This is a genomic window from Candidatus Izemoplasmatales bacterium, assembly GCA_041649275.1.
In the GTDB taxonomy this organism is placed as follows: domain Bacteria; phylum Bacillota_I; class Bacilli_A; order Izemoplasmatales; family Hujiaoplasmataceae; genus UBA12489.
Genome location: JBAZNL010000027.1, coordinates 1 through 11310, shown reverse-complemented (window position 1 = coordinate 11310; position 11310 = coordinate 1). Strand labels below are relative to the sequence as shown.

15 protein-coding genes are annotated in these 11310 nt (G+C 62.5%); all 15 read right to left on the bottom strand.

Features of this window, described 5'->3' with window-relative positions:
• Positions 1–524 precede the first annotated feature (524 nt).
• Positions 525–932: a CBS domain-containing protein gene (locus WC509_08965; protein ID MFA5007572.1), complete on the bottom strand. Its 408-nt coding sequence runs from the start codon at positions 930–932 to the stop codon at positions 525–527.
• Between the two features lie 131 nt (positions 933–1063).
• On the bottom strand, positions 1064–1990 hold the full coding sequence (locus tag WC509_08960; protein MFA5007571.1) for an RluA family pseudouridine synthase: 927 nt from the start codon (positions 1988–1990) through the stop codon (positions 1064–1066).
• Positions 1977–2534: a signal peptidase II gene (gene lspA / locus WC509_08955; GenBank protein MFA5007570.1), complete on the bottom strand. Its 558-nt coding sequence runs from the start codon at positions 2532–2534 to the stop codon at positions 1977–1979. The genes WC509_08960 and lspA overlap by 14 nt, the downstream gene beginning before the upstream one ends.
• A gap of 10 nt (positions 2535–2544) precedes the next feature.
• Positions 2545–2931, bottom strand: a complete 387-nt coding sequence (locus WC509_08950; protein MFA5007569.1) for a hypothetical protein — start codon at positions 2929–2931, stop codon at positions 2545–2547.
• A 1-nt stretch (position 2932) separates the two neighbouring features.
• Complete coding sequence (locus WC509_08945) at positions 2933–3988, bottom strand: S16 family serine protease (protein ID MFA5007568.1); 1056 nt, start codon at positions 3986–3988, stop codon at positions 2933–2935.
• The gene (locus tag WC509_08940) at positions 3981–4454 is read right to left on the bottom strand and encodes a dCMP deaminase family protein (protein MFA5007567.1); all 474 of its coding nucleotides are present in this window, start codon (positions 4452–4454) and stop codon (positions 3981–3983) included. Before WC509_08940 ends, WC509_08945 begins: the two co-directional genes overlap by 8 nt.
• A 1-nt stretch (position 4455) precedes the next feature.
• The gene (locus tag WC509_08935) at positions 4456–5373 is read right to left on the bottom strand and encodes a pseudouridine-5'-phosphate glycosidase (GenBank protein ID MFA5007566.1); all 918 of its coding nucleotides are present in this window, start codon (positions 5371–5373) and stop codon (positions 4456–4458) included.
• Positions 5370–5876: a peptide-methionine (S)-S-oxide reductase MsrA gene (msrA, locus tag WC509_08930; protein ID MFA5007565.1), complete on the bottom strand. Its 507-nt coding sequence runs from the start codon at positions 5874–5876 to the stop codon at positions 5370–5372. Before msrA ends, WC509_08935 begins: the two co-directional genes overlap by 4 nt.
• A gap of 4 nt (positions 5877–5880) precedes the next feature.
• On the bottom strand, positions 5881–6570 hold the full coding sequence (locus WC509_08925; protein MFA5007564.1) for a tRNA threonylcarbamoyladenosine dehydratase: 690 nt from the start codon (positions 6568–6570) through the stop codon (positions 5881–5883).
• Positions 6571–6608: 38 nt separating this feature from the next.
• The gene (locus WC509_08920; GenBank protein MFA5007563.1) at positions 6609–7049 is read right to left on the bottom strand and encodes a hypothetical protein; all 441 of its coding nucleotides are present in this window, start codon (positions 7047–7049) and stop codon (positions 6609–6611) included.
• Positions 7049–8182 (bottom strand): AI-2E family transporter, encoded by a 1134-nt coding sequence (locus WC509_08915; GenBank protein MFA5007562.1) that lies wholly within the window; start codon positions 8180–8182, stop codon positions 7049–7051. The genes WC509_08920 and WC509_08915 overlap by 1 nt, the downstream gene beginning before the upstream one ends.
• A 57-nt stretch (positions 8183–8239) precedes the next feature.
• Positions 8240–9559, bottom strand: coding sequence for a histidine--tRNA ligase (gene hisS / locus WC509_08910; protein ID MFA5007561.1), 1320 nt, complete (start codon positions 9557–9559; stop codon positions 8240–8242).
• A gap of 86 nt (positions 9560–9645) precedes the next feature.
• Entirely contained in the window at positions 9646–9906 is a 261-nt protein-coding gene (gene acpP / locus WC509_08905) for an acyl carrier protein (protein ID MFA5007560.1), read from the bottom strand.
• 70 nt (positions 9907–9976) lie between these two features.
• Positions 9977–10432: a D-aminoacyl-tRNA deacylase gene (dtd, locus tag WC509_08900; GenBank protein MFA5007559.1), complete on the bottom strand. Its 456-nt coding sequence runs from the start codon at positions 10430–10432 to the stop codon at positions 9977–9979.
• Positions 10432–11310: ACT domain-containing protein (locus WC509_08895; GenBank protein ID MFA5007558.1), on the bottom strand; the 879-nt coding region annotated here is incomplete at its 5' end. The genes dtd and WC509_08895, both read right to left, overlap by 1 nt.

Sequence of the window (11310 nt, the reverse complement as noted above, 5' to 3'; positions counted from 1 at the left end):
ACGCGCCGAGGGGAAGCCTCACCTGGTCGCCCTCTCACATCTCGCAAGAAAGCTTGTTCGCCTCATTTTCACACTCGAAACCAAACACGTCGACTTCGACTGGGCTTTGCTTCGATGACTTCGTCCCGATCGTGTAGCGCGACCGGGTTCGATCTACTTCAGTCGAAGTGTATTGGATTTCTTCAATTTGCCCTTCACAAGGGTTTTTTGTCGTTATCTACATATATAAAGAATAAATAGATTGACAGAAGATAGTTAGTCACTCATTAATTTCCATACCAATCCAGTAAACACACGTACTAAATGTATTGTATGCTCAGGCATCGATGAATGTCAATAGCGTATTTAAATTATACCGATCGCACTATACAACAAATTCTACATCAGAGGTAAACATGCGGTGAAAGAGACCGCGGATTCTCATGAGTGAATGCATTAAGATACGGTTCGGCCATACGTACATGGGAAACGCCCTCCTGCTCGGTCTTGCCGAACAGGAGGGCGTCTTTTCATATCATCTGAGATTACAGTACGATGAACTGGTGCTCGAAGAAATACCCGAGGAGCGTCTTCCTGGTGACGATCCCCAGCAGCTTCCCGGCGTCATCGACGATCGGGACGAAGTTCTCGTTCGCGGCCTTTCCGATGAGCGAGTTGACCGATGCCTGGACGGAGATCGCCTCGTACTGGCGGTTGCGCGGGATCTGCCCGATGGGCGTCTTCAGGACGGTGGCGAGCTTGTTTCCGGCGTCGGCGATCGCATAAAGCAGGTCACCCTCCGAGAGCGAACCGGCATACGAGCCGTCCTGACCGACGACGGGGATCGACTGGTAGCGGAAGCGCTTGAAGACCGAAAGCGCGTCGGCGATCGAGCTGTCGTCGCGGACAAACACGACTTCCGTGAGCGGCTTCATGAAGGATAGGATGTCCATGGTGGTCTCCTTTCTATGTCCCCGGCATCGAACCGGGTTCGGTCCGTACGCTCCGGGATGCCTTGAGTATACCATAACGGGGACGGATTACAAGTTCTTCCCCGAAAATCGATCGAAACCGACCCCGCGCTTCAGAGTTGACGGAGCCGGGACAGCTTTTCTTCGAAATAGCCGGGGAGTGGCGCCGCGAACGACAGTTCCTTGCCGGTCCGCGGATGGGTGAAGCCGAGGGTGCGGGCATGCAGGAACTGCCCGTGCGGATCGGCGCCGGCCTTCTTCCCGTAGACGGGATCGCCCGTCACCGGATGGCCGATCGAGGCCAGATGGACGCGGATCTGGTGGGTCCGTCCGGTCTCGAGGACGCATTTCACATAGGTATGCGCGGGGAACCGTTCGAGCACCTCGAAGCGCGTCACCGCCGGCTTCCCGCCTTGGACGACCGCCATCTTCTTGCGGTCGCGGAGGTCGCGTCCGATCGGCATGTCGATCGTACCGAAGTTATTCTTGATGACGCCTTCGACGATCGCGACGTACTCGCGCTGCGTCTTCTTCTCCTTCAGTTCGGCGGCGAGGATGTTATGGGCGAAATCGTTTTTCGCGACCATCAGGAGTCCCGAGGTGTCCTTGTCGATGCGGTGGACGATGCCGGGACGGAACGCTCCGCCCATGCCGGAGAGGTCCCGGAAGTGGTAGAGGAGGGCGTTCACGAGCGTGCCGGTGAAATTCCCCGGGGCGGGATGGACGACCATCCCGGAGGGCTTGTCGACGACGACGACGTCGGAATCCTCGTAGACGATCGAGAGGGGGATGTCTTCGGGGATCGCGTCGATCTCGGTGAGCGGGATCTCGACGATCTGGATCAGGTTGCCCGGCAAGACGGGCTGCGACGGTTTCGCCGGCTTCCCGTCGACGACGAGGTCGCCGTCCTTGATCAGCCGCTGGATCAGCGTCCGCGAGAACTGCGGGAAGGCCCGGGCGACGAACTTGTCGAGCCGACCGGTTTCGTCGGTCTCGCCGACGAGATATTCGAGGCCTTCCTCGAACTCACGGCTGTTCATCGGTGACGACCTTGTCGAGATGGTCCTTGATCTCGGCGAGATAGGCCTTGTGCTTGTCTTCCTTCTCCCGCTTCGGGTCGAGGAAGAACTGGTCGAAGACATAGACGCCGATCCCGACCGTCAGGCACATGTCGGCGAAGTTGAAGACGTAGTCCCAGATGCCGCGGAAGTCGAGGTAGTCGACGACGCGGTGGTCGGACTGGAAGATGCGGTCGAGGAGGTTTCCGAGGGCGCCGGCGACGAGGAGCGAGAGCGCGAGCGAATAGAAGAACCGCCGCTTGTCCTTGTAGTCGTTCTTCGCGATCATGAAGCCGAAGGCGACGAGCGCGACGGCTCCGACGGTGAGGAAGAAGGCGAGCGGCACGCCCGACTCGTCGCCGCCGATCCCGAAGACCATCCCGGGATTGCGGACGTAGGTGAGGTGGAAGAAATCCCGGATCACCGGCAGGGTGTCGCCGACGGACTCGAAGCCGGCGACGACGGCCGCCTTCACGACCTGGTCGATCGCGACCAGGACGGCGGAAAGGATGAGATAATAGACCATGGGAACCTCCTTAGGCCGTCATGGCCGGGATGAAGACGATGAGGAAGAGCAGTCCGGCGACGAGCACGAGCGCCATCCAGACGCGGGAAAGCAGGCGGAGGACGCCCCGCGCGTCGGACTCGTGGTCCGGCCGCTTGAGTTTGAGCGTGAGAAACGCGAGCCGGTGCCAGAGCCAGACGAAGCCGAGTGCGGCGAGGATGTAGAAGACCGTGAAGGTATACACCCGGTGCATCGACAGAAGCAACAGTTCGGTGAGGACGGCGACCAGGGGGAAGACGCAGAGGAGGGCGTAGACGAAGCCGGCGAAGAGGGCGTCGAGGATCGCCTTGAACCCGAATTCCTTCCGCACCGTCTCCCATTTGATCCGGAGGGCGAAGAGCATGCGCTTGACGTCCATGTCATTCCCCCCGTTCCGCGAGTCGGTCGAGGACGTCCTGGAAGCTCGCGACGCCGATGAGCCAGCCCTCGGGGTCGATCCCGACGTCCTCGCAGACGCGGAGCGCCTCGACGTAGTTGTCGTTATAGTAGCCGTCGTCGAGATGCGGGATGAAGAAGACGTCGACGCCGGCGAACCACGCCGTCAGGATCTTCTGCCGGACGCCGCCGATGTAGCCGGCGGAGCCGTCGTAGCCGATCGTGCCGGTCCCGGCGATCTTGAGCCCGCGGGTGACGTCCTCCGTGACGAGGATGTTGTAGACGTAGAGCGTCTGGAGGAGTCCGCCCGACGGCCCGCCGATGTTCGACTGCGGATTCTCGTAGAGCGGATAGGTCGCCTCGCGGTCGACGAGGTGGTAGGTCTTCAGGGTCACCCCGAACTTGCCGGTCGCGGTATCCTTCGCGAGCGTGAGGGTGTAGTCCTCGCCGTCCGCGTTCTTGAAGGTGAAGTCGTAGGCGTCCAATAGCGCCGTCGCGGCCGCAATGCCGGCGATGTCGGTGACGATCGCTCCGTCGTCGCCCAGGACCTGCACGAACTCGTCGCCGAATTCGATCTCGTCGTAGTGGGACAGGTACTCGGCCTTCCCGAAGACGAGGATCTTCGAGACATAGCCGATCTCGACCTCGGGATTGACCAGGGATGCCGCCTGGTAGGCGACGATGATCGAGGCGTCGACCGACGTCTCCTTGTCGAGATAGGAGATCTGCCGGAGCTCGTCGTTGGTGTAGGAGGCGTTTCCGGTCGAGAGCTTGGAGATCGTGACGTAGGGGTTGAAGTAGCCGGTGATGAACATGAAGAACGTGGTCCGCGGGATCGCCATGATGTAGGTGGTCGAGATCGAGCCCTCGATCACCTTGTCCTGGTTGTAGGCGATCTCGATCGTGCGCGAGACCTCGGTGATCCCGCCGGGGGCGTCGATCTCGTAGTCGATCGGATAGAACAGGAGGAACATGAAGAGGAGGTACGGGACGAGCAGGATCCGGACGACCGGCCATGCCCTGTTGGTGAGTTCATTCATGGAAGTCCACCTTCAGGGTGAAGCCCTCGAGCTTGCGCCAGGTCACGCCCGCCGCCGACAGGAGCCGCTTTGCGGCGACGTCGGAATCGCTTCCCGCGTACTTGTCGGAGAGGTAGACGAGTTCGCGGATGCCCGCCTGGATGATCAGCTTGGCGCATTCGTTGCAGGGGAAGAGCGTCACGTACATGCGCGCACCTTCCAAGGGAACGGTCGCGTTCAGGATCGCGTTCGGCTCGGCGTGGACGACGTACGGATACTTCGTATCGAGGAACGCGCCCTCCCTGGTCCACGGAAAGGCGGAATCGTCGCAGCCGATCGGCAGGCCGTTGTAGCCGATCCCGACGATCCGGTTCTTCTTGTTCACGATGCAGGCTCCGACCTGCGAGGAGTCGTCCTTCGAGCGCAGCGCCGAGAGGCACGCGACGCCCATGAAGTACTGGTCCCAGGAGATGTAGTCGTTCCGCATCTCAGGCTTCCCCCGAAAAGGCGACGGCGATGTCGGCCGCGACCGCGCAGTTGTTCAATACGAGCGCGACGTTGGTCTTGAGGGATCCGCCGCCGGTGATCTCGCCGATCCGCTTGAGGAGGTACGGCGTCGAGGCCTTGCCCTTCACGCCGGCCGCATCCATGTCGTGAAGAGCCTGCGCGATCGCGGAATCGATCTTCTCGCGGTCGTAGGCGGCTTCCGCCGGGACCGGGTTGGCGACGAGGACGCCGCCGGTCAGGCCGAGGTCCCACTTCGCCCTGAGGAATCGGGCGACGGACGCGGCGTCCGGGAGGTTGCAGTCGACGGAGAGGCCCGAGGAGCGGGTGTAGAACGCCGGCAGCTCGTCGACGCCGTACCCGACCACGGGCACGCCCTTGGTCTCGAGGTATTCCATGGTCGCGGGCAGATCGAGGATCGCCTTCGCGCCGGCCGCGACGACGCAGACCGAGGTGCGCGAGAATTCCTCGAGGTCGGCGGAGACGTCGAGGGAATGCTCCCAGCCGCGATGGACGCCGCCGATCCCGCCGGTGGCGAAGATCCGGATGCCGGCGAGGTCGCAGGCGACCATCGTGCCGGCGACCGTGAGGGCGCCGGTCTTCCTTTGCGAGAGGACGTAGGGGAAGTCGCGCCGCGAGGTCTTGACGACGTCATGGGGATCCTTCGCGATCCGGATCAGTTCGGCCTCGGTGAGGCCGATCCGTAGGACGCCGTCGATGACGGCGACGGTCGCCGGGATCGCGCCGTGGCGGCGGATCGTGTCTTCGCACGCCTTCGCGGTCTCGAGATTCTCCGGCCACGGCATGCCGTGGGAGACGATCGTCGATTCGAGGGCGACGACGGGACGGCCGGCGGCGAGGGCCTCGGCCACTTCGGGTTTCACGGAATAGAGGCTGTTCATCGGTATTCCTCCTTCTTCTCCTCGGGACGGAGGAGCGCCATGTTCACGTGGCAGTATCCGCCCGGGTTCTTCTCGAGATAGTCCTGGTGGTACGTTTCGGCGTCGTAGAACGGCGCGGCCGCCTTGACGTAGGTGTGGACCGGCTTTCTGTAACGCGCCTTCACGGCGGCGACGTACGCCTCGATCTCCGCCCGGTCGGCGGGATCGACGTAGTAGATGCCGTTGCGATACTGCGCGCCCCTGTCGTGGCCCTGCTCGTCCTTCTGTGTCGGATCGACGATCCGGAAGAAGTGCTCGAGGACCTTGGCGAGGGGCAGGGCCGTCTCGTCGTAGACGATCCGGCAGGCTTCCACGTGGCCGGAGCCCTGGCAGACGTCGCGGTAGGTCGGGTTCGGACCGGGGGCGTCGGTATAGCCGACCTCGGTGTCGACGACCCCCTTGAGTTTGCGATAGTACGCCTCGACGCCCCAGAAACAGCCGCCGGCGATAATGAGTGTCTTCATCGTTTCATTCCTCCTCCAGGATGTCGTTCAGAACCTTCGATGCGAGGAACAGTCCGGCCGCGGACGGCACGGTGGCGCAGGAGCCGAGCCGGATGCCGGGCGTCTTCGGGACCGACGGGGATTCCGTCGACCAGACGATCGGGACGGACAAAGGCACGCGGAGCGCCCTTAGGCGGGATCGGAGGACGCGCGCGAGCGGGTCGACGGACGTCTTCTCGAGCGCATCGATCCGGATCAGCTCGGGATGGCGCTTGTTGGCGAAGCCGGCCGAGGAGACGACTTTGATCCCGAGGGCGGCGCAGCGGGCGATCAGGGCGACCTTCGCGGGGACGTCGTCGATCGCGTCGACGACGTAGTCGGGGCGCGGGTCGAGGAGCCGGTCGAGATTGGTGCTGTCGATGCGTTCCTCGAAGAGCCGGACGTCGACGGCGGGGTCGATGTCCCTCACGCGTCTTGCCATCACGGCGGTCTTCCTTTGTCCGACGGTGGACGATAGCGCGACGAGCTGGCGGTTTTTGTTGGTTTCGTCGACGACGTCGCAGTCGGCGAGGACGAGGCGTCCGAGGCCGGAGCGGGCGAGCGCCTCCGCGGCGAAGGAGCCGACGCCGCCGAGGCCGCAGACGAGCACGGTCAACGTGCGCAGGCGCACGAGGTTTCTTGTTCCGACGAGGGCTTCGAGACGGGTGAGGGACATGGGCGGCTCCTAACAAGAAAGGCTGCGGGAAGCAGCCTTCACTTTTTCATATAGTCGAATTTGAAAAAACGGCGGCCGAGATGGATGAGGATGTAGACGAGCAGGACCGTGATCACGACGAGCAGGTTCGCGATGTAGGCGCGGTCCCCGCCGAGGTAGTCGAAGAAGACGACGAAACCGAGGACGGCGAAGGCGGAGATGGCCATCAGGTAGACGAACTCGCCGCGGTACGCGGGCTTGACGCGGCGCTTGAGCTTGTCCTTGCGGACAAGCAGTCCCGCCGTCCCGGCGGCCAGGCCGACGGCGTCGGCGACGAGCAGCCAGAGGATGAAGTGGTCGATGTCGAGCGACTGGTCGAGGTCGAAGATGTAGGTGACCACCAGCACGAACGGGATGAAGGCGATCGCGGAGGCGTAGAACAGGATCACCGAGATCTCATAGAGCGAATAGATGCGCCCCTTCGAACCGCTCTTGATCATCAGGGACCGACCGCCTTTTCAGGCGTCTCGCGGCTTTCGCGCTGCGCCCGGCGCTCCTTGAAGAACTCGAAGAAGACGCGGATCGAGGCCGCGATCGGCGAGGCGAAGATGACGCCGATTCCGCCGAAGAGGGATCCGAAGAAGAGGATCGAGATGATGATCACGAGCGGATGCATCTCGAGCTGCTTGCCCATGATGATCGGCTGGAAGATGTTGCCTTCGACCGTCTGGAGACCGACGTTCACGGCGAGCACGATCAGCGGGCCGGGGCCGGAATTGGCGATGAAGGCGAAGATGATCGGCGGAATCGCGGACATGATCGACCCGAAGTACGGGATGATGTTGCAGATGCCGACGAGGAGGCCGAACAGGTAGAAGTACTCGAGGCCGATCAGCTTGTAGATGATCGTCGCGACCGTGCCGATCGCGATCATCAGGATCAGCTGGCCGCGGAGATAGGCGCCGACGGTGGCGTTCAGGCGGCCGCCGAGGTCGGCGGCGGCCTTCTCGTGCTTCGCCGGGATGAGCGAGCGCAGGCGCTCGCCGATCATCTCGTAGTCGAGGAGGTAGAAGATGAGCATCATCGGCAGGATCGCGACCGTCGTCACGATCGGAAGCAGCACGTTCGTGAGCGCCGAAAGGAGCGACGGGACGAGCCCGGTCACGAGGTTGTTCAGGATGTCGGTGTCCTGCAGGTAGGCGCTGATCTGGTCGTAGATGTCCTCGCCGAGGATGAAGTCGGTGCGGAGGTCGACCGTGACGTACTGGACGATCTTGTTCCAGTCGTCGGTGAAGAAGCCGTTGATTTCGTCGATGAGCATCGGGACGAGGAAGAAGAACGCCCCGAAGACGATGCCGGCGGCGAGGATGAAGACGATCGCGAGCGAGAGCCAGCGCGGCCCGATGCCCTTCTTCTCGAGGTACTTGATGAGCGGGAAGAGGATGAGCGCGATCAGGTAGGCGACCGCGACCGGGACGATCACGGCCTTGACGGCGTCGGTGATCCAGGTCCACAGGTCCTTGAACTGCGTCGCCATGAAGAAGACGGCGAGCGTCAGGAGGACGATCGCCAGGATCTTGATCGCGCGGTTCAGATTGTCGTCGGAAAAGAGTTTCTTTTTCAATGGAATCACGCCCCGTCCTGTTTGATTATAGCATAACGGCGGCCAAAAAAACACCCATTTAGGCGATTAATGGCAATCTTCGCCGCAGTCCCCGCAGTCGCCGGAACAGGAATGCTCCTGCGCCCGGAAGCGGTCGACGAGCCAGCCGTAGAGCTCGGTCTGGTTCACCGTCGTCTGTTCGCCGGTCTTCGCGTCCTTGACGTTCGCGGTGCCGTTTGCGACCTCGGTCTCGCCGAGGATCACGGTGTAGGCCGCGCCGAGGCGCTCGGCCTGCTTGAACTGGCCCTTGAGGGGGCGGTCCATGAAGTCGGCGTCGCAGATCAGCCCGCCGTGGCGGAGGCCGGTCATCAGTTCCATGACCTTCGGCCGGGCGGCGTCGCCGAGGGCGATCAGGAAGACGTGGATCGACTCGTCGCGCTTGCCTTGGTCGACGGCCTCGCGGGCGAGCAGGAGGCGCTCCATCCCGAAGGCGAAGCCGACCGCCGGGAACGCCGGGCCGTCGAGGCCTTCGACGAGGTCGTCGTAGCGGCCGCCGCCGCCGAGCGTCGCCTGGGCGCCGAGCGAAGGCAAATCAGCCTCGAGTTCGAAGACGGTGCGGGTGTAGTAGTCGAGGCCGCGCACGAGCGACTTGTCGACCTCGTATGCGACGTGCATCGCGTCGAGGTAGGAAAGGACCGTCTCGAAGTGCGTCCGATCGGCGGCGTTCAAGTCGTCGAGGGGCTTCGGGGCGTCCTTCAGCACCGGATTCTCGCGGTCGACCTTGCAGTCGAGGACGCGAAGCGGATTCTCCTTGTAGCGCTGCTGGCAGTCGGGGCAGAGGCCGCCGACGGCCGGCTCGAGGTAGGAGAGGAGCCGCGTGCGGTAGCTTTCCTTCGATTCCTTCCCGCCGAGCGAGTTGACCTTGACCTTCACGTTCGGAAGGCGGAGCGCCTTCAGGGTCGTGACGGCGTAGGCGATCATCTCGGCGTCGGTCTGCGGCGAGGTCGAGCCGAGCGCTTCCGCGCCGAACTGATGGAACTGGCGCTGGCGTCCCTTCTGGGGACGCTCGTAGCGGAACATCGGTCCGACGTAGTAGAGCTTGAGCGGGAGCGAGGGGTCGGCGTAGAGCTTGTTCTCGACGACCGCGCGGACGACGCCCGCGGTCCCCTCGGGACGGAGCGTGACCATCCGGTCGCCGCGGTCGGCGAAGTCGTAGGTCTCCTTCTTCACGATGTCGGTGCCTTCGCCGACGCCGCGGTGGTAGAGTTCGCTCGCCTCGAAGATCGGCGTGCGGATCTCCTTGAAGTCGTACAGGGCGGAGACGTTCCGGATGACGGTTTCGAGTTCCTGCCAGCGGGACGATTCGTCCGGCAGGATGTCCTGGGTTCCCTTGATTTTGACGATCATGAGTGTGCTCCTTTGTAAGAAAAAAGCCGCCCTCTGTGCAAGGACGACATCCTCCGGTGAGAGGTTTCTTTCCGATTCGTTTGGGTTTATCCGAAATACTTGGCGTTCACGTGCTCGAGGACGTAGTCGACGAGGTCGGAGACGTCCTTCATCTTGGTCGCGGCCTCGTCCGAGATCGAGACGAGGAACTCGCTTTCGATCTGGTTGAAGAGTTCGAGGGCGTCGAGCGAGTCGGCGCCGAAGTCGTCGGCGAGGGCGGCGTTCAGGACGATCTTCTCGGGCTTGACGCCGAGTTCCTGGATGATGATTTCCTTGATCTTTTCAAAGACGATCTGCTTCTTGTCCATATCGATTCCTCCGGATGGTGGTTGCTTACGCATATAGTATTATTATAATCGCTTTGAAGTTCTTAGTCAATCACAATCCTTCGCGCTCGAAGGCGGCGAGGATCGTGACCGGTCCGTCGTTTTCGAGATCGACGGCCATATGGGCGCCGAAGACGCCGGTCTCGACATGGATCCCGTAGGTCTTCGACAGTTCGAAGTTGAAGGCGTCGAAGAGCGGTTCGGCCTCGCGGCCGGCGAGCGCCTTCGTGAAACTCGGACGGTTTCCCTCGGAAACGTCGCCGTAGAGGGTGAACTGCGAGATCGAGAGGATCGCGCCCCCCGCCTCGGTGACGTTCTTGTTGAGCCTGCCCGCCTCGTCGGAGAAGACGCGGAGGAGGGCGATCTTGCGGGCGGCCCGCATCACCTCGGCGATCGTGTCGCCTTGGGCGAAGCCGACGAGCAGGACGTAGCCCTTCCCGATCGAGCCGACGACGGTTCCGTCGACGGCGACGGATGCGCGCGAGACGCGCTGGACGACGACCTTCATCAGGCGATCCTCTCGATCGAATAGACGTCGCGGATGCGCCCGATCGCGGTCACGATCGTATCGAGCTCGAGGAGGTTGCCGACCTCCATCTTGAGCTTGATGATGCCTTCCTTGGAGCGGTTCACCTGGGCCTGGACCTGGGTGATCTTGCCCTTGTTGGAGGTGGCGGTGTTGATGATCTCGGCGAGGATGTTGTCGCGGTTCTGGACCGTGATCCGGATCATCGTCTCGTACTTGCGGAGGGTGTTGTCGCCCCAGAAGACGTCGAGCAGGCGTTCCTGCTCGAACTTCGCGACGTTCTTGCAGTTCCTTCTGTGGACGGCGATCCCGGCGCCCTTCGTGACGTAGCCGACGATGTCGTCGCCGAGCACCGGCGTGCAGCAGTGCGCGAGCTTCACGGACGGGTTGGTGAGGCCCTCGACGACGATGTTCACGTCGTTGTGGACGGTGCGCGTCTTCTGCGCGCGCTTCGTCTCCGGGACCTTGTTGATCGCTTCGATCAGCTGTTCCTCGGTGACGACGTCGCGGCCGGCGAGGGCGTTGATCGCGCTGATCGGGGAAAGGATGTTCTTGCCGATCTCGAAGTACATGTCCTCGATCGACTTGACGCCCTTGAGTTCGAACAGCTTCGCGCAGGTCTCGTCGGTGAGTTCGACCTTGACGCGGCGGTTCTCGAGTTCGGCCTCGAAGTCCTCCCTGCCCTTCTCGACGAGGTAGTCGCGCTTCTGCTTGTTCAGGAAGTTCTTGATCTTGGCGCGGGCGTTGCTGGTCTTGGCGATCTTGAGCCAGTTGTCGTTCGGACCGACGGCGTTCTGCGAGGTCTTGATCTCGACCACGTCGCCGGTCTTGAGGGTGTATTCGAGCGGCACGATCTTGCC

Coding starts and splice junctions, on each gene's coding strand:
- hisS (MFA5007561.1), bottom strand. CDS start 9,559: ATGATCGTCAAAATCAAGGGAACCCAGGACATCCTGCCGGACGAATCG.
- WC509_08945 (MFA5007568.1), bottom strand. CDS start 3,988: ATGAATGAACTCACCAACAGGGCATGGCCGGTCGTCCGGATCCTGCTC.
- WC509_08965 (MFA5007572.1), bottom strand. CDS start 932: ATGGACATCCTATCCTTCATGAAGCCGCTCACGGAAGTCGTGTTTGTC.
- WC509_08940 (MFA5007567.1), bottom strand. CDS start 4,454: ATGCGGAACGACTACATCTCCTGGGACCAGTACTTCATGGGCGTCGCG.
- WC509_08925 (MFA5007564.1), bottom strand. CDS start 6,570: ATGTCCCTCACCCGTCTCGAAGCCCTCGTCGGAACAAGAAACCTCGTG.
- WC509_08935 (MFA5007566.1), bottom strand. CDS start 5,373: ATGAACAGCCTCTATTCCGTGAAACCCGAAGTGGCCGAGGCCCTCGCC.
- dtd (MFA5007559.1), bottom strand. CDS start 10,432: ATGAAGGTCGTCGTCCAGCGCGTCTCGCGCGCATCCGTCGCCGTCGAC.
- acpP (MFA5007560.1), bottom strand. CDS start 9,906: ATGGACAAGAAGCAGATCGTCTTTGAAAAGATCAAGGAAATCATCATC.
- WC509_08920 (MFA5007563.1), bottom strand. CDS start 7,049: ATGATCAAGAGCGGTTCGAAGGGGCGCATCTATTCGCTCTATGAGATC.
- WC509_08950 (MFA5007569.1), bottom strand. CDS start 2,931: ATGGACGTCAAGCGCATGCTCTTCGCCCTCCGGATCAAATGGGAGACG.
- WC509_08960 (MFA5007571.1), bottom strand. CDS start 1,990: ATGAACAGCCGTGAGTTCGAGGAAGGCCTCGAATATCTCGTCGGCGAG.
- lspA (MFA5007570.1), bottom strand. CDS start 2,534: ATGGTCTATTATCTCATCCTTTCCGCCGTCCTGGTCGCGATCGACCAG.
- msrA (MFA5007565.1), bottom strand. CDS start 5,876: ATGAAGACACTCATTATCGCCGGCGGCTGTTTCTGGGGCGTCGAGGCG.